Annotated in this window: 31 protein-coding genes; 6 read left to right on the forward strand and 25 right to left on the reverse strand. The window is 70.0% G+C overall.

The window, feature by feature from the left end:
- Positions 1-7 precede the first annotated feature (7 nt).
- From rplR to ABZY91_RS03715, 19 genes are all read right to left on the reverse strand, one after another.
- Positions 8-391 (reverse strand): 50S ribosomal protein L18, encoded by a 384-nt coding sequence (gene rplR, locus ABZY91_RS03625; protein WP_329885379.1) that lies wholly within the window; start codon positions 389-391, stop codon positions 8-10.
- A 3-nt stretch (positions 392-394) separates the two neighbouring features.
- Positions 395-934, reverse strand: coding sequence for a 50S ribosomal protein L6 (gene rplF / locus ABZY91_RS03630; protein WP_329885380.1), 540 nt, complete (start codon positions 932-934; stop codon positions 395-397).
- A gap of 22 nt (positions 935-956) precedes the next feature.
- Positions 957-1,364, reverse strand: coding sequence for a 30S ribosomal protein S8 (gene rpsH / locus ABZY91_RS03635; RefSeq protein ID WP_030055831.1), 408 nt, complete (start codon positions 1,362-1,364; stop codon positions 957-959).
- 270 nt (positions 1,365-1,634) lie between these two features.
- Positions 1,635-1,820: a type Z 30S ribosomal protein S14 gene (locus ABZY91_RS03640; RefSeq protein ID WP_030393303.1), complete on the reverse strand. Its 186-nt coding sequence runs from the start codon at positions 1,818-1,820 to the stop codon at positions 1,635-1,637.
- A 4-nt stretch (positions 1,821-1,824) separates the two neighbouring features.
- Positions 1,825-2,394, reverse strand: coding sequence for a 50S ribosomal protein L5 (gene rplE / locus ABZY91_RS03645; RefSeq protein WP_030300393.1), 570 nt, complete (start codon positions 2,392-2,394; stop codon positions 1,825-1,827).
- Positions 2,394-2,705, reverse strand: a complete 312-nt coding sequence (gene rplX, locus ABZY91_RS03650) for a 50S ribosomal protein L24 (protein ID WP_030055828.1) — start codon at positions 2,703-2,705, stop codon at positions 2,394-2,396. The genes rplE and rplX overlap by 1 nt, the downstream gene beginning before the upstream one ends.
- A gap of 15 nt (positions 2,706-2,720) precedes the next feature.
- Positions 2,721-3,092 (reverse strand): 50S ribosomal protein L14, encoded by a 372-nt coding sequence (rplN, locus tag ABZY91_RS03655; RefSeq protein ID WP_030393301.1) that lies wholly within the window; start codon positions 3,090-3,092, stop codon positions 2,721-2,723.
- Positions 3,093-3,194: 102 nt separating this feature from the next.
- Positions 3,195-3,467 (reverse strand): 30S ribosomal protein S17, encoded by a 273-nt coding sequence (gene rpsQ / locus ABZY91_RS03660; RefSeq protein WP_030055826.1) that lies wholly within the window; start codon positions 3,465-3,467, stop codon positions 3,195-3,197.
- Positions 3,467-3,691 (reverse strand): 50S ribosomal protein L29, encoded by a 225-nt coding sequence (gene rpmC, locus ABZY91_RS03665; protein ID WP_063348970.1) that lies wholly within the window; start codon positions 3,689-3,691, stop codon positions 3,467-3,469. Before rpmC ends, rpsQ begins: the two co-directional genes overlap by 1 nt.
- Complete coding sequence (gene rplP, locus ABZY91_RS03670) at positions 3,691-4,110, reverse strand: 50S ribosomal protein L16 (protein WP_030055824.1); 420 nt, start codon at positions 4,108-4,110, stop codon at positions 3,691-3,693. The genes rpmC and rplP overlap by 1 nt, the downstream gene beginning before the upstream one ends.
- Before the next feature lie 5 nt (positions 4,111-4,115).
- Positions 4,116-4,940: a 30S ribosomal protein S3 gene (rpsC, locus tag ABZY91_RS03675; protein ID WP_329885381.1), complete on the reverse strand. Its 825-nt coding sequence runs from the start codon at positions 4,938-4,940 to the stop codon at positions 4,116-4,118.
- A complete protein-coding gene (gene rplV / locus ABZY91_RS03680; RefSeq protein ID WP_045304593.1) occupies positions 4,940-5,287 on the reverse strand; it encodes a 50S ribosomal protein L22 in 348 nt (115 codons plus the stop codon). Before rplV ends, rpsC begins: the two co-directional genes overlap by 1 nt.
- 50 nt (positions 5,288-5,337) lie before the next feature.
- Positions 5,338-5,619 carry a 30S ribosomal protein S19 gene (gene rpsS, locus ABZY91_RS03685; RefSeq protein ID WP_030055821.1) on the reverse strand — a complete coding sequence of 94 codons (282 nt, stop codon included), beginning with the start codon at positions 5,617-5,619 and terminating at the stop codon, positions 5,338-5,340.
- An 11-nt stretch (positions 5,620-5,630) separates the two neighbouring features.
- Entirely contained in the window at positions 5,631-6,467 is an 837-nt protein-coding gene (gene rplB, locus ABZY91_RS03690; RefSeq protein ID WP_329885382.1) for a 50S ribosomal protein L2, read from the reverse strand.
- 36 nt (positions 6,468-6,503) lie between these two features.
- Positions 6,504-6,827, reverse strand: a complete 324-nt coding sequence (rplW, locus tag ABZY91_RS03695) for a 50S ribosomal protein L23 (protein WP_093861719.1) — start codon at positions 6,825-6,827, stop codon at positions 6,504-6,506.
- Positions 6,824-7,501 carry a 50S ribosomal protein L4 gene (gene rplD / locus ABZY91_RS03700; RefSeq protein ID WP_329885383.1) on the reverse strand — a complete coding sequence of 226 codons (678 nt, stop codon included), beginning with the start codon at positions 7,499-7,501 and terminating at the stop codon, positions 6,824-6,826. Before rplD ends, rplW begins: the two co-directional genes overlap by 4 nt.
- A 4-nt stretch (positions 7,502-7,505) precedes the next feature.
- A complete protein-coding gene (gene rplC / locus ABZY91_RS03705; protein WP_327677876.1) occupies positions 7,506-8,153 on the reverse strand; it encodes a 50S ribosomal protein L3 in 648 nt (215 codons plus the stop codon).
- A gap of 14 nt (positions 8,154-8,167) precedes the next feature.
- Positions 8,168-8,476 carry a 30S ribosomal protein S10 gene (gene rpsJ, locus ABZY91_RS03710; RefSeq protein ID WP_012785157.1) on the reverse strand — a complete coding sequence of 103 codons (309 nt, stop codon included), beginning with the start codon at positions 8,474-8,476 and terminating at the stop codon, positions 8,168-8,170.
- Positions 8,477-8,949: 473 nt separating this feature from the next.
- Positions 8,950-10,665, reverse strand: coding sequence for a phospholipid carrier-dependent glycosyltransferase (locus tag ABZY91_RS03715; protein ID WP_355399488.1), 1,716 nt, complete (start codon positions 10,663-10,665; stop codon positions 8,950-8,952).
- A 506-nt stretch (positions 10,666-11,171) separates the two neighbouring features.
- Between ABZY91_RS03715 and ABZY91_RS03720 the strand changes: the two genes are divergently transcribed.
- Positions 11,172-12,458, forward strand: coding sequence for an acyltransferase (locus ABZY91_RS03720; protein ID WP_355399490.1), 1,287 nt, complete (start codon positions 11,172-11,174; stop codon positions 12,456-12,458).
- A gap of 198 nt (positions 12,459-12,656) precedes the next feature.
- Here ABZY91_RS03720 and ABZY91_RS03725 read toward each other — a convergent pair whose 3' ends face one another.
- The 4 genes from ABZY91_RS03725 to rfbB form a co-directional block, all read right to left on the reverse strand.
- Entirely contained in the window at positions 12,657-13,433 is a 777-nt protein-coding gene (locus ABZY91_RS03725) for a glycosyltransferase family 2 protein (RefSeq protein WP_329885386.1), read from the reverse strand.
- On the reverse strand, positions 13,430-13,831 hold the full coding sequence (locus tag ABZY91_RS03730; protein WP_329885387.1) for a DUF2304 domain-containing protein: 402 nt from the start codon (positions 13,829-13,831) through the stop codon (positions 13,430-13,432). The genes ABZY91_RS03725 and ABZY91_RS03730 overlap by 4 nt, the downstream gene beginning before the upstream one ends.
- Positions 13,832-13,940: 109 nt before the next feature.
- Positions 13,941-15,257 carry a hypothetical protein gene (locus tag ABZY91_RS03735; protein WP_355399492.1) on the reverse strand — a complete coding sequence of 439 codons (1,317 nt, stop codon included), beginning with the start codon at positions 15,255-15,257 and terminating at the stop codon, positions 13,941-13,943.
- A complete protein-coding gene (rfbB, locus tag ABZY91_RS03740) occupies positions 15,254-16,228 on the reverse strand; it encodes a dTDP-glucose 4,6-dehydratase (protein WP_329950389.1) in 975 nt (324 codons plus the stop codon). The genes ABZY91_RS03735 and rfbB overlap by 4 nt, the downstream gene beginning before the upstream one ends.
- Before the next feature lie 81 nt (positions 16,229-16,309).
- On the opposite strand from rfbB, the gene rfbA reads away from it, so the two are divergent.
- The 5 genes from rfbA (at position 16,310) to ABZY91_RS03765 (ending at position 21,192) form a co-directional block, all read left to right on the forward strand.
- Positions 16,310-17,185, forward strand: coding sequence for a glucose-1-phosphate thymidylyltransferase RfbA (rfbA, locus tag ABZY91_RS03745; protein WP_329885390.1), 876 nt, complete (start codon positions 16,310-16,312; stop codon positions 17,183-17,185).
- Positions 17,182-17,781: a dTDP-4-dehydrorhamnose 3,5-epimerase gene (rfbC, locus tag ABZY91_RS03750; protein WP_329885391.1), complete on the forward strand. Its 600-nt coding sequence runs from the start codon at positions 17,182-17,184 to the stop codon at positions 17,779-17,781. The genes rfbA and rfbC overlap by 4 nt, the downstream gene beginning before the upstream one ends.
- 200 nt (positions 17,782-17,981) lie before the next feature.
- Entirely contained in the window at positions 17,982-18,884 is a 903-nt protein-coding gene (locus tag ABZY91_RS03755; protein ID WP_329885392.1) for a glycosyltransferase, read from the forward strand.
- A 36-nt stretch (positions 18,885-18,920) separates the two neighbouring features.
- The gene (locus ABZY91_RS03760; protein WP_329885393.1) at positions 18,921-19,874 is read left to right on the forward strand and encodes an NAD(P)-dependent oxidoreductase; all 954 of its coding nucleotides are present in this window, start codon (positions 18,921-18,923) and stop codon (positions 19,872-19,874) included.
- A gap of 208 nt (positions 19,875-20,082) precedes the next feature.
- Complete coding sequence (locus ABZY91_RS03765) at positions 20,083-21,192, forward strand: acyltransferase family protein (RefSeq protein ID WP_329950387.1); 1,110 nt, start codon at positions 20,083-20,085, stop codon at positions 21,190-21,192.
- Positions 21,193-21,243: 51 nt separating this feature from the next.
- On the opposite strand, the gene ABZY91_RS03770 is transcribed toward ABZY91_RS03765, so the two are convergent.
- Positions 21,244-21,717, reverse strand: a complete 474-nt coding sequence (locus ABZY91_RS03770; RefSeq protein ID WP_329950386.1) for a GtrA family protein — start codon at positions 21,715-21,717, stop codon at positions 21,244-21,246.
- Between the two features lie 15 nt (positions 21,718-21,732).
- On the reverse strand, positions 21,733-24,141 hold the full coding sequence (locus tag ABZY91_RS03775; RefSeq protein ID WP_355399497.1) for a hypothetical protein: 2,409 nt from the start codon (positions 24,139-24,141) through the stop codon (positions 21,733-21,735).
- Positions 24,142-24,215: the final 74 nt, after the last annotated feature.

The following is a 24,215-nucleotide window of genomic DNA, read 5'->3' on the forward strand; positions in this document are numbered from 1 at the left end:
GAGCGGCTTAGAAGTCGAGCCCGGCCTCGCGGGCCGCGTCCGCCAGGGCGGCGATGCGGCCGGCGTACCGGTTGCCCGCGCGGTCGAAGACGACCGACTCGATGCCGGCAGCCTTGGCGCGCTCGGCGACCAGGCTCCCGACCTTCTTGGCCAGCTCGGTCTTGTCGCCCTCGGCGCCCTTGATGGACACGTCGAGGGTGGACGCCGACGCCAGGGTGTGACCCTGCGCGTCGTCGATGACCTGGGCGACCATGTGACGGTTCGAGCGCGTCACGACGAGGCGCGGACGCACCTCGGTGCCGACGACGCGCTTGCGAACGCGGATCGCGCGGCGCTTGCGAGCGGCGCTCTTGTAGGCGTTGCCCTTGCCGATCTTGACAGAGACGCTCATCGCTTACTTACCACTCTTTCCGACCTTGCGGCGGATGACCTCGCCCGCGTACTTGACGCCCTTGGCCTTGTACGGGTCGGGCTTGCGCAGCTTGCGGATCTTTGCGGCGACCTCGCCGACCTTCTGCTTGTCGATGCCGTCCACGTGGAACTTGGTGGCCGACTCGACGACGAAGGTGATGCCCTCCGGGGCCTCGACCAGGATCGGGTGGCTGTAGCCCAGCTGGAACTCCATGTTGGAGCCCTTCGCCAGAACTCGGTAGCCGACACCGCTGATCTCCAGCGACTTGCGGTAGCCCGCGGTCACGCCGGTGATCATGTTCGCCACCAGCGTGCGGGAAAGGCCGTGCAGGGCCTTCGACAGACGCTCGTCGTTGGGGCGGGTGACGAGCAGGTTGCCGTCCTCGCCCTTGCCGATCTCGATCGGCGCGGCGACGTGGTGGGTGAGGGAGCCCTTCGGGCCCTTCACCGAGACCGCCTGGCCATCGATGGTGACGTCCACGCCGGCGGGAACCGGGATGGGCAGCCGTCCAATGCGCGACATTGCTGTACCTCCGTTTCCCGAATTACCAGACGTAGGCGAGAACTTCTCCGCCTACGCCCTTCTTGGCAGCCTGCTTGTCGGTGAGGAGACCCGAGGACGTGGAGATGATCGCCACGCCCAGGCCGCCGAGCACCTTCGGCAGGTTGGTGGACTTTGCGTAGACCCGCAGGCCCGGCTTGCTGATCCGCTTGATGCCAGCGATCGAGCGCTCACGGTTGGGGCCGAACTTGAGCTCGATGGTCAGCTTCTTGCCGACCTCGCCCTCGACGGGCTCCTCAACCTTGTAGGAGGAGATGTACCCCTCCTGCTGCAGGATCTCGGCGACGTGCGCCTTGATCTTGCTGGCCGGCATCGCCACGGAATCGTGGTACGCCGAGTTCGCGTTACGCAGACGCGTGAGCATGTCTGCGATGGGGTCGGTCATGGTCATGATGGCCTCAGGCCTCTCTCGCCGTGGTTTCTCCGCGCCAGGTCCCCCCGCCGCACTCCGAGGAGTGCGGCAGGGGCACAGACGCAGGGGACCTGCGGCGTCGTAAGACTGGGTGCGAGCCCTCCGAAGAGGGTCGACGGCAGCTATGGAGCTCCCGCGACAGGGGGCCCGACCTCACTACCTTACGGGATTCCGTACGCAGCCCCAAAAACGGGGCACTGTGGGATCGGGCACACCTGCTTCGCTATGGCGTTACCGCGAGGTCCTGGACTACCAGGAGCTCTTGGTCACGCCCGGCAGCTCGCCGCGGTGGGCCATCTCACGGAGGCACACACGGCAGAGGCCGAACTTGCGGTACACCGAGTGCGGACGACCGCAGCGCTGGCACCGGGTGTAGGCCCGGACGCCGAACTTCGGCTTCCGCTCGGCCTTCGCGATGAGGGACTTCTTCGCCATTGGCTCACGCCTCCTTGAACGGGAAGCCCAGAGCACGCAGGAGCGCCCGGCCCTCGTCGTCGGTCTGAGCGGTGGTCACGACGGTGATGTCCATACCGCGCTGACGGTCGACCTTGTCCTGGTCGATCTCGTGGAACATAACCTGCTCGGTCAGACCGAAGGTGTAGTTGCCACGGCCGTCGAACTGCTTGGGGGAGAGACCGCGGAAGTCACGGATACGCGGCAGGGCCAGCGACACCAGACGGTCCAGGAACTCCCACATGCGGTCACCACGGAGGGTGACGTGGGTGCCGATCGGCTGGCCCTCGCGCAGCTTGAACTGCGCGATGGACTTGCGAGCCTTGGTCACGGCCGGCTTCTGACCGGTGATCGCGGTCAGGTCGCGGATCGCGCCCTCGATCAGCTTGCTGTCACGGGCGGCCTCGCCGACACCCATGTTGACGACGACCTTGACCAGGCCGGGCGTCAGCATGACGTTCTCGTACGAGAACTGCTCCTGCAGCTGACCCTTGATCTCGGAGTTGTAACGCTCCTTGAGACGGGGGGTCACCTTCTCAACAGACGTCTCAGACATCAGATGTCCTCACCGGTTCGCTTGGCAACGCGGATCTTGTTGCCCTCGTCATCGAAGCGGTAGCCAACGCGGGTGACGACCTTCTTGCCGTCCTTCTCCACGACCAGCTGGACGTTGGAGACGTGCACCGGGGCCTCGACGGTGACAATGCCACCCTGAGTACCCGGGCCCGGCTTGGTGTGCTTCTTGACCCGGTTCACACCCTCGACCAGGACCTTGTTCTCGGCGGGCATGGCCTGAATGACCTTGCCCTGCTTGCCGCGGTCCTTGCCGGTGATGACCTGGACCAGGTCACCCTTCTTGATCTTCATGCTGTTCGCCATGGGTTAGAGCACCTCCGGCGCAAGCGAGATGATCTTCATGAACTTCTTGTCGCGCAGCTCGCGGCCCACCGGGCCGAAGATGCGGGTACCGCGGGGGTCACCGTCGGTGTTCTTGAGAACGACAGCGGCGTTCTCGTCGAACCGGATGTACGAACCGTCGGGACGACGGCGCGACTTCACGGTACGGACGACGACGCACTTGACGACGTCACCCTTCTTCACCGAACCGCCGGGGATCGCGTCCTTGACGGTGGCGACGATGACGTCCCCGATACCGGCGTAGCGGCGACCGGAACCACCGAGAACGCGGATGCAAAGGATTTCCTTCGCGCCCGTGTTGTCGGCGACACGCAGTCGCGACTCCTGCTGGATCACAGCTTTCTCCTGATCGTCAACGAGAGCTGACGGGCCGGCCGCTGCTCACACCAGCGCCCGCGAGGGACCTGGTGCACATACGGCCGTACCGCATCAACTTCGTTACTTGGCCTTCTCGAGGATCTCGACGACGCGCCAGCGCTTCGTCGCGGACAGCGGGCGGGTCTCCGCGAGGAGGACCCGGTCGCCGATGCCGCAGGCGTTCGCCTCGTCGTGCGCCTTCAGCTTGTTCGTACGGCGGATGACCTTGCCGTACAGCGCGTGCTTGACGCGGTCCTCGACGGCGACGACGACGGTCTTGTCCATCTTGTCGCTGACGACGAGGCCCTCACGGGTCTTGCGGAAACCGCGCGTCTCGTTGGTGTTCTCAGTCATCAGGCGTTCTCCACCGTCTCGATGCCCAGCTCGCGCTCGCGCATCAGGGTGTAGATCCGCGCGATGTCCTTACGGACCAGCTTGAGCCGTCCGTGGTTGTCGAGCTGCCCGGTCGCCGCCTGGAAGCGGAGGTTGAACAGCTCCTCCTTGGCCTCACGGAGCTTGGCAACGAGACCCTCGTTGTCCAGCTCGCGGAGGTCAGCAGCCTTGGTGCCGGCCGACATCAGCTCTCACCTGCCTCGCGCCGGATGATCCGGCACTTCATCGGGAGCTTGTGAGCTGCGCGGGTCAGCGCCTCACGAGCCACCTTCTCGTTGGGGTACGACAGCTCGAACATGACCCGACCCGGGTGCACGTTCGCGATCCACCACTCGGGCGAACCCTTACCGGAACCCATGCGGGTCTCGGCCGGCTTCTTGGTGAGCGGACGGTCCGGGTAGATGTTGATCCAGACCTTGCCGCCACGCTTGATGTGACGGGTGACGGCGATACGAGCGGACTCGATCTGCCGGTTCGTCACGTAGGCCGGGGTGACGGCCTGGATGCCGTACTCGCCGAAGGCGAGCTCGGTGCCACCCTTGGCAGCGCCGCGGCGCTTGGGGTGGTGCTGCTTGCGGTGCTTGACCCGACGGGGGATCAGCATTGCGGTCAGGCCTCCGTTCCGGTGTTCTCGGCAGCCGGGGTCTCGGCGGCGACCGGGGCCTGAGCCTCGGCACCGGCGGGACGACGGCCACGGCCACCGCGCTCGCCACCACGGCGCTCGCCACCGCGGGCGGGACGACCACCCTCGGGACGGGCCGGACGGTTGCCCGAGCGGGCAGCGGCGTTCTCAGCGCGGACCTCGGCGATGTTCTTGACGTCGCCCTTGTAGATCCAGACCTTCACGCCGATACGGCCGAAGGTCGTCTTGGCCTCGAAGAAGCCGTAGTCGACGTTCGCGCGCAGGGTGTGCAGCGGCACACGGCCCTCGCGGTAGAACTCCGAACGGCTCATCTCGGCGCCGCCGAGACGACCGGAGCACTGGACCTTGATGCCCTTGGCGCCGGACTTCATGGTGCCCTGCATCGACTTGCGCATGGCACGGCGGAAGGAGACGCGGGAGGACAGCTGCTCCGCGACGCCCTGAGCCACGAGCTGGGCGTCCAGCTCGGGGTTCTTGACCTCGAGGATGTTCAGCTGGACCTGCTTGCCGGTCAGCTTCTCGAGGTCGCCGCGGATGCGGTCGGCCTCGGTGCCACGGCGACCGATGACGATGCCGGGGCGCGCGGTGTGGATGTCGACGCGGACGCGGTCGCGGGTGCGCTCGATCTCGACCTTGGAGATGCCGGCGCGCTCCATGCCCTTCGTCATCATGCGACGAATGGCGACGTCTTCCTTGACGTAGTCCTTGTACAGCTTGTCGGCGTACCAGCGGGACTTGAAGTCCGTGCTGATGCCGAGGCGGAACCCGTGCGGGTTAACCTTCTGGCCCATTACCGGGTCCCTTCCTTGCTGCTGACGACCACGGTGATGTGGCTGGTCCGCTTGCGGATCCGGTAGGCACGGCCCTGGGCACGCGGACGGAACCGCTTCAGGGTCGGGCCCTCGTCAACGTACGCCTCGCTGATGACGAGGTCGTCCACGTTGGAGTGGTTGTAGTTGTGCGCGGCGTTGGCAATGGCGCTGTCGAGCACCTTGCCGACCGGCACGGTCGCGGCCTGCGGAGCGAAACGCAGGACCGCCTGGGCCTCCGTGGCGTTCAGGCCACGGATGAGGTCCACCACGCGGCGGGCCTTCATGGGCGTGACGCGGATGTACCGCGCCTGGGCCCTGGCTTCCATGGTTGTCCCCTTGCTGGTGTAAGTCATTGAGTCGGTAATCTCGCTGGCGACTAGCGACGCTTCGACTTGCGGTCGTCCTTGACGTGACCGCGGAAGGTACGCGTCGGCGCGAACTCGCCGAGCTTGTGGCCGACCATCGACTCGGTGACGAACACCGGGACGTGCTTACGGCCATCGTGCACCGCGATCGTGTGGCCGAGCATGGCCGGGAAGATCACGGAGCGACGGGACCAGGTCTTGATGACGTTCTGGGTACCCGCCTCGTTCTGCGCGTCCACCTTCTTGAGAAGGTGGCCGTCAATGAAGGGGCCCTTCTTGAGACTGCGCGGCATCTGACCTGCTCCTAGCGCTTCTTGTTGGTCTTGCGGCGGCGCACGATGAGAGCGTCCGACGCCTTCTTCGGGCGACGGGTACGACCCTCCTTCTGGCCCCACGGCGAGACCGGGTGGCGACCACCGGAGGTCTTACCCTCACCACCACCGTGCGGGTGGTCGATCGGGTTCATGGCCACACCACGCACGGTCGGGCGAACGCCCTTCCAGCGCATACGGCCGGCCTTGCCCCAGTTGATGTTCGACTGCTCGGCGTTGCCGACCTCGCCGACGGTCGCGCGGCAGCGCGCGTCGACCAGGCGGATCTCACCGGAGGGCATGCGCAGGTGCGCCATCTTGCCCTCACGCGCCAGCAGCTGAATGCCGGCACCGGCGGAGCGGGCCATCTTGGCACCGCCACCGGGACGCAGCTCCACCGCGTGGATGGTCGTACCGACCGGGATGTTGCGAAGCGGCAGGTTGTTGCCGGGCTTGATGTCGGCGCCGGCGCCGTTCTCGACCCGGTCACCCTGCGCGATGCCGCGCGGAGCGATGATGTAGCGCTTCTCGCCGTCCGCGTAGTGCAGGAGCGCGATGCGCGCGGTGCGGTTCGGGTCGTACTCGATGTGCGCGACCTTGGCCGGCACGCCGTCCTTGTCGTGACGACGGAAGTCGATCACACGGTAGGCGCGCTTGTGACCGCCACCCTGGTGGCGAACGGTGATCCGACCGGCGTTGTTACGGCCGCCCTTGCTGTGCAGGGGGCGAACCAGCGACTTTTCCGGCGTGGACCGCGTGATTTCGACGAAGTCGGCCACGCTGGAGCCACGGCGGCCCGGCGTAGTCGGCTTGTACTTGCGGATACCCATTTTCGTCCTCGTCTTGATCGACGATCACGGCCTCCGTCAGGAGGTCGGACCACCGAAGATGTCGATGCGGTTGCCCTCAGCCAGCGTCACGATGGCGCGCTTGGTGTCCTTGCGCTTGCCAAAACCCGTCTTGGAGCGCTTGCGCTTGCCCTGACGGTTGAGCGTGTTGACGGACTCGACCTTGACCGAGAAGACCGCCTCGACGGCCTGCTTGATCTGGGTCTTGTTGGCACCGGGCGACACGACGAACGTGTACTTGTTCTCGTCGAGGAGCGAGTAGCTCTTCTCGGAGATGACCGGCTTCACCAGGACATCACGGGGGTCCGTGAACGTCTTGCTCGTGATCTCTGCAGCCATCAGGCGGCGCTCCCTTCGAGCTCGCCCTCAGCAGCCACGGCCTTGGCGGACGCGGCGGGACCCGCCACGAAACGCTCGAAGGCGGCCTGGGTGAAGACCACGTCGTCGGAGACGAGCACGTCGTAGGTGTTCAGCTGGCCGGCGTCCAGGATGTGCACGTGCGGCAGGTTGCGGGCGCTCTTCAGACCCAGCTCGTCGGCACGCTCGACGACGAGGAGGATGTTCTTGCGCTCGGTGATCTTGCCGAACAGACCCTTGGCGGCCTTGGTCGACGGCGCCTCGGCCGCGATCACGTCGGTGACGACGTGGATGCGGTTGTGGCGGGCCCGGTCGGTGAGCGCACCGCGGAGGGCGGCGGCGATCATCTTCTTGGGCGTCCGCTGCGAGTAGTCACGCGGCACGGGACCGTGCACGACGCCACCGCCGGCGAACTGCGGGGCGCGGGTCGAGCCCTGACGGGCGCGGCCGGTGCCCTTCTGGCGGTACGGCTTCTTGCCGCCACCGCGGACCTCGCCACGAGTCTTGGTCTTGTGGGTGCCCTGACGGGCCGCAGCGAGCTGCGCCACGACGACCTGGTGCATCAGCGGAACGCTGACCCTCGCGTCGAAGATCTCGGCCGGAAGCTCCAGGCTGCCGGTCTTGTCGCCCGAGGGCGACAGGATGTCAATGGTGCTCATATCCTCACAGCCCCTTCGCCGCGGTGCGGACGAGGACGAGGCCGCCGTTCGGGCCCGGGATTGCGCCCTTGATGAGGAGCAGCCCCTTCTCCGCGTCAACGGCATGGATGGTCAGGTTCTGGGTGGTCACGCGCTCGTGGCCCATCCGGCCGGCCATCCGTACGCCCTTGAACACACGACCCGGGGTGGCGCAGCCACCGATCGAGCCGGGCGAGCGGTGCTTGCGCTGCACACCGTGACCGGCGCCGAGGCCCCGGAAGTTGTGGCGCTTCATGACACCGGCGAAGCCCTTGCCCTTGGAGGTGCCGGTCACGTCGACCTTGACACCCGCCTCGAACAGCTCCGCGGTGATCTCCTGGCCGAGGGTGTACTCGGACGCGTCCGTCGTACGGAGCTCGACCAGGTGACGACGCGGGGTGACGCCGGCCTTGGCGAAGTGGCCCGCGAGGGGCTTGTTCACCTTGCGGGGGTCGATCTCGCCGAAGCCGATCTGCACGGCGTCGTAGCCGGCCGGGCTGTCGGCGGTGTGGACCTGGGTCACGACATTGGGCCCAGCCTTGACGACGGTCACCGGAACGATCCGGTTGTTCTCGTCCCAGACCTGGGTCATGCCGAGCTTCTCGCCCAGGATGCCCTTAATCTGCTTAGCCATCTTCGGTGCGCCTCTCAGAGCTTGATCTCGATGTCGACGCCAGCCGGCAGGTCGAGACGCATGAGCGAGTCAACCGTCTTCGGCGTGGGGTCGAGGATGTCGATCAGACGCTTGTGAGTACGCATCTCGAAGTGCTCGCGCGAGTCCTTGTACTTGTGCGGCGAGCGGATGACGCAGTACACGTTCTTCTCAGTGGGCAGCGGCACCGGGCCTGCGACCTGCGCACCAGTTCGGATCACCGTCTCGACGATCTTCTTCGCCGAGGAGTCGATGACCTCGTGGTCGTAGGCCTTGAGCCGGATGCGGATCTTCTGTCCCGCCATGGCTACCTTGTAGTCCTTTTGTCATAAGTCACTGCACGGTCGTCCTCCGACCCCCGCGCTCGGGCGTGTCGCGCCCGCGCTTGCAAAAAACCGGCGAATCACTCCGTCGGTATCAGCTGTGGTCGGTGGAACCCGTCGGTTCCGTGGACGCCCGCGTTGAGGCCCCGCTCACGCTTCCCGGAAGATTCCCGTACTTTCGCCCCGCAGCTGCCGCGGTGTCGACTTCACACCACTGTGTCCACACACTGTCCGTGAACACATGAACGGCCATCACGGGAACGACGAGTACATGGGACTCGCTTCCAGTCCTCCCGGCGGGAGGCGCGCAGCATCGGCACTCAACCGAGCAACTTGGACATACTGCCACATGGAGCAGCCGTAAAGCCAATCGGGGCCGGTGGGGGTATCCCCCACCGGCCCCGACCGCACGGCCCGGCCGCGCGAAGTCACGCGGCGGCCGGACCGTGTGACGCTCAGTGCTTGCGCCAGACCATCCAGCCCTGGCCCTTGTTGACCCGCTCGACGTACCACTGCTCCGGGTGGTCGTGCCAGTAGGCCTCGGGCGCCTTGCCCTCCTCCGGCAGCGGGGTGACGATCACGTTCGCCTGCGGGGGGACGGGCTGCCAGCGGGGGTCGCGGTACCAGACCCGGCCGAGGTAGACCTCGTAGGCCTGGGCCATCCGCGTGCTGCCGTCGAGGTCCCAGGCGAGCACCACGTTGTCCTTGGGCTTGATGCCCGCGGCCTTGGTGAAACCGGTCGCGTAGGTCTTGCGCCAGGACGTGTACGGGTCGGTGATCTGCTCGGTGATGGTGGTCGTCGCGAACCCGGCGAACAGCGCGAGCGAGAGGCCGACCGCCCAGAGGACCTTGCGTCCGCCCGCGAGCAGGAGCATCACGACCGCGCCGAGGATGATGAACGCCGCGGTCGTCGACCGCATCATGTTCAGCTTGCTCCAGTCGCTGGCCAGGAACAGGACGTCCGGCATGCCCCAGCCGATGAAGACCTGCTTGTACAGCTGCGAGCCCGCCGACCAGATCACCAGCTGGGCGAGGAGCAGGGTCAGGCCGACCGTGCCGGCCACCGCGTAGCCGAGGCTGCGCCGGCCGAACCGGGCCAGGACGGCGATTCCGGCCACGAAGGCGACCGGGACCAGGTACGACAGGTAGCGGGCGTAGACCCAGTTGTCGATCCGGGCGTCGTCCGGGAGGGCCGCGGCGGAGGCCAGCGCGGTGCCGAAGAGCAGCGCCACCATGACGCCGCCGACGATCCGGTGCGGGCGCGGGAAGCGGCTGCTGAAGAGCGCGAACAGGCAGGTGACGACCGCCAGGCCGCCGATGCCCCAGGTGGAGACGATGAAGTACCAGATCTGCCCGGTGGTCCTGGTCAGCGTGCGCTGCAGGATGTCGGGGTTCTTCAGGCCGTCCCACAGGTACGAGCCGACCTTGCTCGGCTCCACCTCGAACTGGCGGTTGAGCCACCAGGACAGCGCCTTGGCGAAGAGCACGCCGGCACCCAGCGCACCGAGGCCCGCCACGGTGGTCCGCCACGGCGCCCAGCGCAGCAGCAGGACGCCGACGAAGACCACCCCGGTCAGGGCCACCACGACGCCGCCGCGGTCGTGCGTCGCCAGCGAGTAGGCGGCGGCGGCACCCGTGCCGGCCGCGTACCAGTAGCGGTGCTTGGTGGGGCCGTCGCTCAGCCAGCCGTGCATGCAGAGCAGCCAGGCCAGGATCAGCACCGGCAGGACGGTGTCCGCCATGACGTACTCGGAGTAGAAGATCACCGGCGGCAGCAGCGCGGTGACCCCGGCGAACACGTACGCCAGCAGCCGGCGCAGGCCCAGGCGGCGGAGCGCCAGGTAGGCCAGCGGGAAGACCAGCGCGTTGAGCAGCGCGTTGATCCCCATGATCAGGTGGTAGGCCATCGCCGGGTCGTCGGAGAGCCGCAGGGCCGGGGAGATCAGCAGCGGGTAGCCCCCGGGGATCACCACGCCGACCGGCATCTCGGTGGTCTGGCGTCCGGCGAGCACACGGGCCAGGACGAGGTAGGAGTCCTCGTCCGCGTGCACCGAGGGGTAGCTCAGGTGGCGGACGAGCACCAGCCGGAAGGCGACCTCGACGGCGTACCCGACCACCAGGGCGGCCGGCCAGAACCACCGCCGGCCGCGGGCCTCCTCGAACCGCTGCACAGCCCGGGCCGTCAGACCCGTCGACCGGGACGCGGCGACCGGCTGTCCGCCCGTCCGAGCACCGTCCCGGTGCTCCTCGACAGTTTCCGCTGAAGTCTGCACTGAACTCCGACTCTTCCTAGTCCGGCTCCGCATAGGATTTCGGCAGACCGCCCGGCCCGACCGCGGCCCACTCCGCCGGACCGTTCGTCCGAACGGGCCGGCTGCGGAGGTCACGCTAACAAGTGGCGCACCAGGTCATGCGCTTCCCGGTCGCGGCGTACACGGACCGATCGCGTCCGGCCCGTTCACATACCACACCCAGCGTGACGCTCATGGTAGCCACAGGCCGCAGGCGTGTCATAACGTGACCGCCGAGTGGTCGCCACGCCGCCGCGCCCCCACGGCTCGAAAACGGCCCCGATAAGCTGGGAACAGCCACTCGTGCAATCCCTCGCCACCGACCCCAGGGCCGCCCCCGACACCCGGGGCCGCCTGGCTCACCTACCGGCCCGGAGCCTCCACACATGTCACGCACTCAGCGCAAGCGGCCCGCCTTGCTGGCTTGCCCCCCGCTGTCCGAGGCGCTCGGACGCAAGAACGGCTTCGGACTGCTGCGTCTCGTCCTCGCGCTCTCGGTGATCTTCGCCCATGCCATGCCGCTCGGTATGGGGAAGCACGACCTCGGTTACGACCAGGCGCAAGGCCAGACGAACGTCGGCGCGATGGCGGTCGCCGGCTTCTTCGTCCTCTCCGGCCTGCTGATCACCCGCAGTGGTATGCGGCTGAGCACCGGCCGGTTCATGTGGAACCGGGCGATCCGCATCCTTCCCGGTCTCTGGGTCTGCCTGCTGGTCACGGCGCTCGTCATCGCGCCGCTCGTCGCGTACCACCAGGGCCGGCTCGACGGCTTCTGGTCGCACCCCCAGGGGCCGTGGTCCTACCTCAAGGCCAACTACGGGATCGGCGTCGGCCAGTGGGGCGTCTCCGGCCTGCTGGACCACAACCCGCACCCGACCGCCTTCAACGGCTCGGTCTGGTCGCTCTCCTACGAGGTGTTCTGCTACATCGCGGTCGCCGCGCTCGCCGCGCTCGGGATCCTCCACCGGGCCCGCTGGGCGGTGGCCCTGCTGGTCGCCGGCATGTACGCCTACCTGGTGTCGATGGCGGTGGACTTCGACCGGCTGCGCCTGCCGCTCTACGCCCCGACCGACCTGCAGGGCTGGCGCTTCCCGTTCCTCGACTGGCTGAGCATGGAGATGCTGCTGCCGGTGGGCTTCATGTTCGGCCTCGGCGCGGTCGCCGAGCTCTACAAGAAGCGCCTCCCGATCAACCCGGTCGCCGGTGTGCTGGCGTTCGGCGTCGTCCTCGCCACCGCCCACTACGGCGGTTTCACCGTCATCGGCCTGCCGGCCTTCGCCTACGTGCTGCTCGTCCTGGCCGCGCGGATGCCCGGCCCGCTGACCAAGGTCGGCACCAAGGTCGACCTCTCGTACGGCGTCTACATCTACGCCTTCCCGATCCAGCAGTGCCTGACCCTCTGGGAGGTCAACCGCCACGGCTACGCCGTCTACACGGCCCTGTCGGTGGCGCTGGCGCTCCTCGCGGCGCTCTGCTCCTGGTTCCTGGTGGAGAAGCCCGCCCTCAAGCTCAAGGACCTCGGCCTGCGCCGGCCCCCGAAGGCCGGTCCGGGCACGGCCGGCACGGCGGCCCCGGCAGCGGCTCCCGCCGGCACCACCGCCCCCGCCCCGGCGCCCCTCGGCGGGGTCGGGGTCACGGCGACCACCGCCGGTGGGGTCCACGCGGCCCGCTGACCGGCCGGACACCCGCACCGACGCCTCGGGCCCGGTACGCACCCGCGTACCGGGCCCGAGGCGTTCCGGCGCGCGGAGCCCGCGGAGCCGGCCGCACCGGCAGGACGGCCCACCGGGCCCGGGAACGAGTGCGGCCCCGCCGCGTGGTGCGGCGGGGCCGGAACCCGGTCAACGTCCTCGTGCCGGTGCTTCCAGGCCCTAGGCCCGGCCGACGAGCTCGGGGCGACGGGCGGCCTGGCGGCTCGCGGGCTGGATCGCCTTCAGGTGCGCGGGCATCCGGCGGATCATCGCGAGCAGCAGCACCAGACCGGCGCGGGACAGGTAGATCATGGCCTTGACCGGCGAGGCGCTGGGCGTACCGGTGGTGCGCTCGCGCATGGCGACCGGCACCTGGCGCACGACGAAGCCGCAGCGGGCCGCGCCGACCATGCTCTCGATGGTGTCACCCAGGTACTCGACCGGGTACCACTGCGCGAAGAACTCGATGAGCGGCTTGTTGCACGCCTTGAAGCCCGACGTGGTGTCGGTCAGGCGGGTGCGGGTGATGCGCGAGAGCACCACCGACAGCAGCTTCATCGCCCACTTGCGGGGGCCGCGCACCTTGTAGCTGCCCTCGCCGTCGAAGCGGGCGCCGATGACGAGGTCCGCCTCGTCCAGCTTGGCCAGCAGGGCGGGGACGTAGGCGGGGTCGTGCTGACCGTCGGCGTCGCACTGGATCGCGACGTCGTAGTCGTGCAGGTGGGCGTAGCGGTAGCCGAACCGCATCGCGCCGCCGACACCGAGGTTGTAGGGCAGCTGCGCCACGCGGGAGCCGGACGCCGCGGCGACGGCGGCGGTGTTGTCCACCGAGCCGTCGTCCACGACGAGGGTGTCCACGCCGGGGAGCTTCTGCTGGATCTCGCGGAGGATCTTGGGCAGACCCTCCGACTCGTTCCAGGCGGGAAGGATGATCAGTACCCGCTTGCCGTCGATCATGCCCTCACCTCGGGGTTGGTCGAGCCGCTCGCCTGCTGGTTCGCACCGGCGATCGGGAAGCCGTGGTGCTCGGCCAGGTGGGCGCGCATCATCGCCACGTCCTCGGCCAGGGTGCGGGTCTCCGCCTCCAGCCGAGAGGCCTCCCAGCTGAGGTGCAGCGACACCAGCAGGACCAGGACGAAGCCGGCGAACAGCACGAGGCTCACGCCGGACGCGATACCGAGCCGGCGCGCGGTTGAGTCCAGGATCGTGGGGAAGAACCCGAGCGGCGCCACGATGACGCCGATCGCGAGCCAGATAGCCGCGTACTTCTCCCGCAGCTGCTGGCGACGCAGCAGCTCCAGGATGTAGACGACCACCAGCACGCCGGTGATCGAAGTGATGACGGTGAGTTGCACGACTGGTTGCGCCTTTCAGCGGCAGTGGCGTGGCCAAGGAAAAGACATATTAAAGGCATGGCGTGAACGAATGGCCGCCGCCGGGGGTGCTGGGCGGGGCCGAGGGGTGTCACACCTCTGACGACTGGCGTGCTGCCGGGGTCGCCCGCTCCCGCGCCGAGGGAACGACCGGAGCGGACAGGGAACGGGCCAGCGCCCACAGCATGGCAGCCGCACTCACCGCCGCACCAGCCAGGTACCCGAGTTCGACCCGGGTCGCGATCTCGCCCGGCGACAGGGTCACCGCGACCAGGACGGCGGTACCCGCCAGCCAGGCCAGCAGCTGCCGCTGGTGGCGGCCGAGCGAGAGCAGCGCCTGACCGAACACGGTCGCCAGCATGTAGCAGAGGGTGCCGAGCACGAGCCAGAGGAAGTCGGTCGACCCCAGCACGCCCTGCGCCTTGAACAGCACCTGGATGGCCCACGGCCCGAGGACGACCGTCGGCAGACCGGCCGCCGTGCACATCAGCACGACGATGCCGCCGGTCCGCAGCAGCACCTTCCGGAACTCCGCCTGGTTGCCCGCGGCGGCAGCGCCGGACAGCGAGGAGACCAGCGAGGCCTGGATCGCGGCGTAGGCGAACAGCGGGACGCGGGCCAGCACCACGGCGTTGGCGAGCGCGGCGATCAGCGCCTTCGAGGAGGGCGAGAGCGAACCCACGCTCACCACCGCGGCGTTGACCATCAGCTGGGCGAGCAGGGTGGACCCGGTCAGCAGGCCCAGACCGGTGGTCACGTCGCGCCAGGCCGGGGCCGGGCCGCCGCGCCGGTCGGCGAACACCTTGCGCATCCCGATCACCGAGGCGGCCAGCGGCGAGATCACCAGGATCAGCGCGAACGCCAGCGGCGAGTGGGTGCCGAACAGCGGGATCAGCGCGGCCAGCCCGATCCGCAGCCCGCCGTCGACCGCGAGCTGGGCGCCGTACGCGCCGAAGTGGCCGAGCCCGGCCAGCGCCCCGCGGGCGACCGAGCTGACGGCGAGGCCCACCAGGGCGCCGCCGAGGCCGGCGACCAGCCAGAGGTCACCGGAGAAGAAGCGGTCGGCGATCGGCCGGGCCGCGGCGGCGACCACCAGCAGCACGACGGCCAGCACCACGACGGTGGCCAGCAGGACGCGGCGGATCGCCGGACCCGGCCCGCGACCGGCCACGTCGCGGGCCGCGACCAGGCGGTTGAGCTCCAACTCGACCGGGGAGAAGAGTCCGTACCCGACGGACATGACCACGGTCCAGAGCATGTTGACGCCCGCGACCTGGGTGGTGTCCAAGCTGTGCCCGGCAAGCGCCAGGAAGATGTACGACGAGACACCGAGCACGACGGTGCCGCCGAGAACGAGCCGCACGCCCGGGGGCAGCGCCCCCAGCAGCTTGGCCACCGGGTTCGTCATCGCAGGGAGGCCTTGGCCTTCAGCGGCTCCCACCAGGCGCGGTTCTCGCGGTACCAGGTGATGGTGGCGGCCAGGCCGTCCTCGAAACGGACCTGCGGGGTGTAGCCGAGCTCCTCGCTGATCTTGGTGATGTCCAGCGAGTAGCGCAGGTCGTGGCCCTTGCGGTCGGCGACCGGCTCGACCATGGACCAGTCGGCGCCGGCGGCCTGGAGCAGCAGCTCGGTGAGCTCCTTGTTGGTGATCTCGGTGCCGCCGCCGATGTTGTAGACCTCGCCGGACCGGCCCTTGCGCATGGCCAGCTCGATGCCGCGGCAGTGGTCGGAGACGTGCAGCCAGTCACGGATGTTGCCGCCCGTGCCGTACAGCGGCACCTTCCTGCCGTCCAGCAGGTTGGTGGTGAACAGCGGGATGACCTTCTCCGGGAACTGGTAGTGCCCGTAGTTGTTGGAGCAGCGGGTGACCACCACGTCCATGCCGTGCGTGCGGTGGTAGGCGAGCGCCAGCAGGTCGGAGCCGGCCTTGGAGGCCGAGTACGGGGAGTTGGGCGCGAGCGGCCACTCCTCGGTCCACGAGCCCTCGGAGATCGAGCCGTAGACCTCGTCGGTGGAGACGTGGACGAAGCGGCCGACACCGTGCTTCTTGGCCGAGTCCAGCAGCACCTGGGTGCCCAGGACGTTGGTGACCACGAACGGGCCCGCGCCCTCGATGGACCGGTCCACGTGGGACTCGGCGGCGAAGTGCACGACCACGTCGTGGCCGGGCATGACCTGGTCGACGGCGTCCGCGTCGCAGATGTCGCCACGCACGAAGGTGTAGCCGCTGTGACCGGCGACGGACGCCAGGTTGGCCTCGACGCCCGAGTAGGTGAGCTTGTCGAAGACGGTGATCTGATCCGTTGCGTCGGCGCTCAGCAGCTGCCTGACGAACTCTGAACCGATGAAGCCGGCGCCGCCGGTAACGAGGATGCGCATAGTGCGGGCAGTCTACCGGTGCACCCCGGGGCCATCGCCCCGGGTCAGCAGCAGGCTCCGAACCTCACATAAGCTGCGCGCATGCGTGGAATTCTCTTGGCGGGCGGTACCGGGTCACGTCTGTGGCCGCTGACCCGAGCAGTCTCGAAGCAGCTCCTCCCCGTCTTCGACAAGCCGATGATCTACTACCCGCTGTCGACCCTGGTCATGGCCGGTATCAGCGAGATCCTGATCATTACCACCCCGCAGGACCAGGAGCAGTTCCAGCGCCTGCTCGGCGACGGCTCCCAGTTCGGCCTCAAGCTCGAGTACGCCGTCCAGGAGAAGCCCGAGGGCATCGCCCAGGCCTTCGTGCTCGGCGCCGACTTCATCGGCGACGAGCCCGTCGCGCTGATCCTCGGCGACAACATCTTCCACGGCAGCGGCCTCGGCACCCGGCTCGCGGAGCGCACCTCGCCGCACGGCGGCATGGTCTTCGCCTACCCGGTCGCCGACCCGACCGCGTACGGCGTGGTCGAGTTCGACGACAACGGCCAGGTCATCTCCATCGAGGAGAAGCCCACCCAGCCGAAGTCGCGCTACGCGGTGCCCGGTCTCTACTTCTACGACAACCGCGTGGTCAAGATCGCGTCGGGCCTCAGCCCGAGCGCGCGCGGCGAGCTGGAGATCACCGCCGTCAACGAGGAGTACCTCAAGACCGGCGAGCTGCACGTCACCATCCTCGACCGCGGCACCGCCTGGCTCGACACCGGCACGTTCGTCTCGATGGTCCAGGCCTCCGAGTTCGTGCGGGTCATCGAGGAGCGCCAGGGCTTCAAGATCGGCTGCATCGAGGAGGCCGCCTGGCGGGCCGGCCTGATCGACGACGCGCAGCTGCGCGAACTCGCCGAGCCGCTGTGCAAGAGCGGCTACGGCGACTACCTGATCGCCCTGCTCGACGAGGAGAACGCCCGGTGAAGTTCCGCGAGCTCTCCCTCCCCGGCGCCTTCGAGGTCACCCCGCAGCAGCACGGCGACCCGCGCGGCCTGTTCATGGAGTGGTACCGCTTCGACCGGCTGGAGGAGGTCGTCGGCCACCCGCTGAACCTCGCCCAGGGCAACCTGTCGGTGTCCGCCAAGGACGTCGTCCGCGGCATCCACTTCGCCGACGTCCCGCCCGGCCAGGCCAAGTACGTCAGCTGCGTCCGCGGCGCCGTCCTCGACGTGGTCGTGGACCTGCGGGTCGGCTCCCCCGCCTTCGGCCGCTGGGAGTTCGTCCGCCTGGACGACGTCGAGCGCAAGTCGGTCTACATCCCCGAGGGATTCGGCCACGGCTTCTGCGCGCTGACCGACGACGCCACGCTGTCGTACGTCTGCTCCGAGACCTACAACCCGACCGGCGAGCACGCGGTGCACCCGCTCGACCCGGACCTCGGCATCGAGTGGCCCACCGACGCCCCGCAGCTGTCCGCCCGTGACGACGCCGCCCCGTCGCTGGCCGACGCGATCGCCGGCGGCCTGCTGCCGGACTACGAGAAGTGCCTCGCCTTCACCGAGGGCCTGCGCAACCGCTGAGACCGTCCGATGCCCGGGTCCACCGCTCTGCGGCGGGCCCGGGCATCGTCGTCCGCGGGGCCGCGGCCCGGCCCGCAGCCCGGCGCTCGGCCCCGCGCTCGGCCCGGCGGAGGGGCGCGGACGGGCTCAGTATGATGGGCCAGCCACAGGGTCCCTGCCCTGTTCCGGCCCCGACTCCGACCAGCGGATGTGCCTCCACCATGACCACTCTGGAAATCCTGCTTCCGTACTACGGCGACGTCGCGCTGATGCAGGCAGCGGTGCGCAGTGTGCTGGCCCAGACCGACCCGGACTGGCGGCTGACCGTCGTCGACGACGGTCGGGAGCCCGGCGTGCCGGAGTGGTTCGCCGAGCTCGACGACCCGCGGGTCCGGTACTTCCGCAACGAGAAGAACCTCGGCGTCACCGGCAACTACCGCAAGTGCCTGGGCATGGCCGAGCACGAGTACATGATGTTCATGGGCACGGACGACATCATGCTCCCCAACTACGTCGCCACCATCCGCTCGATCCTGGCCCAGTACCCCGGCGTCGCGATGATCCAGCCGGGCGTCCAGGTCATCGACGGCGACGGCAAGCCCAGCAGCTCGCTCGCCGACGAGGCCAAGCGCCGGATCTACGCGCCCAAGCAGCAGGGCCGCACCCTGCGGGGCGGCGAGGACCTGGCGGTCAGCCTGCTCAAGGGCAACTGGCTGTACTTCCCGTCGATCTGCTGGCGCACGGACGCCGTGCGGACCATGGGTTTCCGCGACAACCTGGAGATCATCCAGGACCTCGCGCTCGTCATCGACCTGCTCCAGGCCGGCGAGCAGATGGTCGTCGACGACGTCCGGGCCTTCCAGTACCGCCGGCACGCGGTCAGCATCTCCTCCTCGTCGGCCTTCAGCGGCACCCGCTTCACCGAGGCCCGCCGGTACTTCCTCGACGCCGCCGACCGCCTCGACGCACACGGCTGGCCGCGGGCCGCCAAGGCGTCCCGGATGCACCTGTCGGCCCGGATCCACGCCCTCACCCTGGTCCCTGGCGCGATGCGCGCCGGCCAGTGGGACGGGGCGAAGGCCCTGCTGCGCAACGCCACCAGCACGGCCGCCCGCCCCCGCTGACCCCCGCTCACCACCGTCCCCTGGGAGATCTCCGCAATGACCGCACCGCACACGACCCCCTCCCGGGTGGCCGTCCTCGGCGGCACCGGCTTCATCGGCCGGGTGCTCGGCGCCCGCCTGCTGGAGCAGGGCGTCGAGGTCGTCAGCCTGGCCCGCAAGGCGCCGGCGGTGCCGGCCCCCGGCCGGTTCGTCGCCTTCGACATCTCCTCCGACGCCGCCGCCGACCTCACCGCGCTGCTCGACCGTGAGCGGATCGACACGGTCGTCAACGCGGCCGGCGGCATGTGGGGCCTCAACGACGAGCAGATGTACCAGGCCAACGTGGTCCTGGTGGACCGGCTGATCGAGGCGGTCTCCGCGATGGCCTCCCCCGCCCGCCTGGTCCACCTCGGCACCGTGCACGAGTACGGCATGGCGCCGGTCGGCACCGGCCAGCGCGAGAGCGACCCCGCCGCCCCGGTGATGGAGTACGGCAAGCTCAAGCTCGCCGCCACCGAGGCCCTGGTCCGGGCCGTCGAGGCCGGCCGGCTGGACGCGGTCTCGCTGCGGCTCGGCAACGTCGTCGGCGCCGGCCAGCCCGGCCACAGCCTGCTCGGCGTGATGGCCGCCAAGCTGGACGCCGCCCGGCTGGCCGGCGAGACCGCGCAGCTCTCCCTCCAGCCGCTCACCGCCCAGCGCGACTTCGTCGACCTCACCGACACCCTCGACGCCGTCCTGATCGCCGCCCGCGCCGACGTCCTCCCGCCGGTGGTCAACGTCGGCACCGGCACCGCCTCCTCCGCCCGGCTGCTCGTCGAGCTGCTGATCGAGGAGAGCGGGGTGCCCACCGAGATCACCGAGGTCCCCGCGCCGGACGGCACCGGCCCGGAGACCGAGTGGCAGCAGCTCGATGTCACCGTCGCCCGCGAGCAGCTCGGGTGGGAGCCCCGGCGCACGCTGCGCGAGGCCGTCCGGGACCTCTGGCAGGCCCAGGTCGCCTCCTCGGCCTGACCCCCGCACGGCAAGCAGCACGGCAGCACGGCGGTACGAGACTCAGCGGGCCACCGGCCCCGACGGGCGCGGTGCCCGGACCCCACCGGGTCCGGGCACCGCGCCCGCGCCACCCAGTGAACGGGAAGGCACGACACTGCGCGCCCTGCTCCGCCCGCACGGCACCCTCGCCGACCTCTGCACGGGTCGGGCCAACAGCTTCGGCGCCGTGCGCCTGCTGCTCGCGGTCGCGGTGGTGGTCTCGCACGTCTACCCGCTCGGCTGGGGCCGGCTGGACCCCCTCTGGAACTGGAGCGGTCACCAGACCGACTTCGGCAAGTCGGCCGTCCTCGGGTTCTTCGCCCTCTCCGGCTTCATGATCACCGGCAGTGCCGCGGCCCTGTCGCCCCTCCGCTTCGCCTGGCACCGGGCCCTGCGCATCCTGCCCGGGCTCTGGGGCTCGCTGCTGGTCTGCGCCCTGGCCCTCGTACCGCTGCTCTACCTCTTCCAGCACGGGTCACTGACGGGCTTCTGGAACCGCCCGGACGGTCCGCTGAGCTACCTGAGCAGCCTCGGCAGCACCTCGCCCGCGGCCGGCTGGGACATCTCCGGCGTGCTGGCCGAGGGCATCCGCCGGTCGACCAACTTCGACCGGAGCCTCAACGGCGCCCTGTGGTCCCTGAAGTACGAGATCCTCTGCTACGCCCTCGCCGGCCTGCTGGCCGCGCTCGGCCTGCTGCGCGGCCGGCTGGTCGTCCCCGCGCTGGCGCTGGCGCTCTGGCTGATGATCGCCGGAGGCCTCGCCGACCTCCCGTCCCCGGGCTCCCCGCTCGTCGGCCCCGGTGTGGCCGTCCCGGTCCTCGGGCAGCTCAGCGGGTACCTGCTGGTGCACCTCGGGTTCGTCTTCCTGCTGGGCGCCGGCCTCCGGCTGTGGGCCGACCGGATTCCGGTGGACGACCGGCTGGCGCTGGCCGCCGGGATCGTCCTGGCCGGGACGCTGTACTGGCGCGGCTATCCCGTGCTCGGCCACCCCGCCCTGGTGTACCTGCTCTTCTGGGCGGCGGCCCGGCTGCCCCGCCGGTTCCAGGCCGTCGGACGCCGCCACGACTACTCGTACGGCGTGTACATCTACGGGTTCCCGGTCGAGCAGGCGGCCGCGCTGCTCGGCTTCGCGCGCTTCGGCGTCCTGGGCTTCTTCGCGGCCGCCATGACCGCGACACTGGCCCTGGCGGCCTTCTCCTGGCACGTCGTCGAGGAGCCCGCGATGCGGCTGCGGAACTGGGCCCCGGGGCCTCGGGGCTCCGCGGAGGGGGCCCGGCCCGCGAAGGCCGGCAGCTGAACCGTCGCGCCGGAGCGCCCGCCGCCCACCGACCGCCGACCGCCGACCGGGTCAGCCCTTCCGCTCCTTGAAGACCCAGATCCGCATCAGCACGAAGCGCAGGACGGTGGCCAGGCCGTTGGCGACCACCAGGCCCGCCACCTCGACCGTGCGCGAGGCGTCCGGCGCCGCGAGGTCCAGCAGGGCGAGCACCCCGGCGCTGAGACCCAGGCCGATCAGGAAGGCGACCGCCCCCTGGAGCTGGTGGCGCAGGGCGCCCTCGGCACCCGTGATCCCGAAGGTGAACCGCCGGTTGGCCGCGGTGTTGGCCACCGCGCTCACCGCGAGCGCGATCAGGTTCGCCGCCTGCGGGGCGACGAACTGCCGCGCGACGACGTACAGCCCCAGGTAGAAGAGGGTGCTCAGGACCCCGATCACCAGGAAGGACGGGATCTGGCGCCGGACCGTCCCGGCCGGCCGCGCCGCCGCGGGACCGTCCTGCGCCGGCACGGTCGGCTTGTCGGTGGAGACCATCTGGATGCCCATGATTTCTTCGTCGGATCAGGAGAGCTCGTACACGGCCACCCGGCCGTTGTCGAACACCTGCTTGGTGAGGTCCTTCAGCCGCGGCGACTCGGCCCCGGCCTTGCGGTGGACCACCAGGTACCGGAGCCGGGGGTCGTCGTCGCGCAGCCGTCGCAGGGTGTCCGCCGTCGGATGGTAGAACGCCTCCTCGTTGCGCCTGAACAGGGCCTCGTCCCAGAAGCCCGTCGTGGCCGACACGGCTCCGGCCGCGGTGGCCATCAACCGGGGCGCGTAGGCCCAGCCCTCGATCAGCACCGAGCGTTCGGAGTAGGCGCTCAACCAGTACGAACGGTAGTTGTCGCAGGAGGCGCTGTCCGCGTAGTCCTCGAACTGCCAGCAGTGGCTGTTGGTGGCGAGCACGTCCCGCGGCCCGCTGTGCTCACGGACCCAGCGGGCCGCCTGGACCTGCGTCTCCGGCAGGATCCACGAGCCCTCCCAGTGCACCTTCCGCGCCTGGAGGACGTCCAGGGCCGTCGCCGGGACGCCCACCGCCAGCACCGCCGTCAGCAGCACGACGCCGCCGCGGCGCCGCAGCGCCGGCACCGCCCGGCCGGCGAGCCGCCAGAGCAGGCCGCCGGCCAGCGCGAGCCCGGCCAGCGCCGCCACCGCGACCAGCGCGGGCAGCAGCTTGACGTACGGCGGTTCCCCCGCCGGACCGTCGAACGGCCGGGCCGCGAACGCCTTCCAGTCGTCCGAGTACCGGTAGAGGGCGAGGGTGAGCGCTCCGGCCAGGACCGCCGCCGCGGCGGCCAGCAGGAGCACGGCACGGCGCGGGAGCGCCGCCCGCTCGAAGGTCTCGCAGTACCCCCACGCCGAGAGCAGGGCGGCGAAGGGCAGCCCCGCCAGGGTGAAGTAGCTGGCGTTGAAGCCGTTCACCGCGAGGTAGGCGGCCGGCCCGGCCAGCGCGCCGCCGAGCAGGAACCACTGCACCGGAGCGAGGTCCAGCCGGCTGCGCCACAGCAGAGGCAGCATCCCGGCCGCCTTGAGGTGGTGGTTCAGCACGAACGCGACCAGGATCGCGGCGACCAGCCCGGCCTGCACCGCCGCCGGCCGGGAACCGTCCGGATCCGCCCAGTACCCCCGGACGTTGCCGAACGGGACGACTTCCAGCGCGTAGCTCTGGAAGTCGAAGACGGCGGCCGTCGCGAAGAGCTGCGCCGCGCCGATGATCGCCCCCAGGCCGACGATCGTCCACGGGACGCGCCGCGTCCCGATCAGGATCATCAGCCCGGCGAAGCCGAGACCGCCCAGGACCACCGGAAGCGTGCTGGCCTTCGCCGCGCTGGAGGCCAGCGCGAACAGCGCGGCGAGCGCGTAGGCGCCGCGGCCGAACGACGGGATCCCCCCGTCGCCCTCCCGGGTCCGCCTCAGGAGGTCGCCGGCCGCACCGATCAGGGCGATCAGCAGCGGCTGGCTGTACGTCAGGGAGAGGCTGGCGAACGACATCAGCCGGACCGCGGGAGCCCCGAAGGTCCAGCTGCCCACGTTGTTGGGGTACGCCGCGGTGAACTCGCCCACCGCGAACACCAGCAGGGCCGCCACCGGGCCGGCCCAGGGCCGGCCCACGAGCCGGTGGGCGACCACCGCGACGGCGAGGATCCCCAGCGCGCCCAGCGCCGGGACCATCAGCCGCATCTCGACCACCGACAGGTCGATGTGCCCGACCAGATCGCCCATCGCCATGTGGACGAAGGTGAACCAGTGGTAGTTCAGCGGCTCCCCCGACACCTGCGGCAGGGTCGGCGGGACGTTGTACTTGGCGTTCCCCGCGAGCGACAGCAGGTAGGGCAGGTCACCGTACTGCCGGGTGGTCTCGCTGTCCGGCAGGATCGGGAACCGGGCGAGGAAGACCTCGTAGTAGTACGCCGAGGAGAGGGCCACCACGCCGGCCGTCGCCCAGGACCAGCGCTCCGCCGGCCGGCGGTACCCGGCCGGCCGCCAGTGCCGCCGCAGGCCGGGCACCGCCAGGAAGGGCACCACCACCAGCAGCGGCCAGGCCACCGCGAACCTCTGCAGGCCGAGCGACACCAGCAGGGCCCACGCGCCGAGCTCCAGCACGAGGCCGGTGACCGCGCCGAGGACGAGGTCCTCGACCAGGGTGTGGGGGCGGCGGCGGAGCGCCCGGAACACCAGCGTGCCGGGAAGCAGCACGCCCCAGGCCGCGTAGCCGGTGTAGCGGGCGACGTCACCCGGCGGGGTGTCCGTGGCCAGCAGCAGCGCGACCGCGAACAGGTAGCAGGCCACCGCCGGCGCCCACCGCCGCAGCCCGCCCGGGGCAGGGGAGTCGCGGCGGCCCGCCGTCAGCGACGCGGAAGCACTCGCCCCGCCCGGCGGGCGCCCGTCCCGGGACCTGGCCGAGGACGCCGTGCTGTTGGTGGTGCCCATGCTGTCCGTTCCGTCCTCCGTGCCGCGCACCGGAGCCGCCCCGGGCGGCTCGACACGGTTCGCTGCGACCGGAT

Origin of the sequence: Kitasatospora sp. NPDC002965, assembly GCF_040611255.1 — a bacterium.
Classification (GTDB): Bacteria; Actinomycetota; Actinomycetes; order Streptomycetales; family Streptomycetaceae; genus Kitasatospora.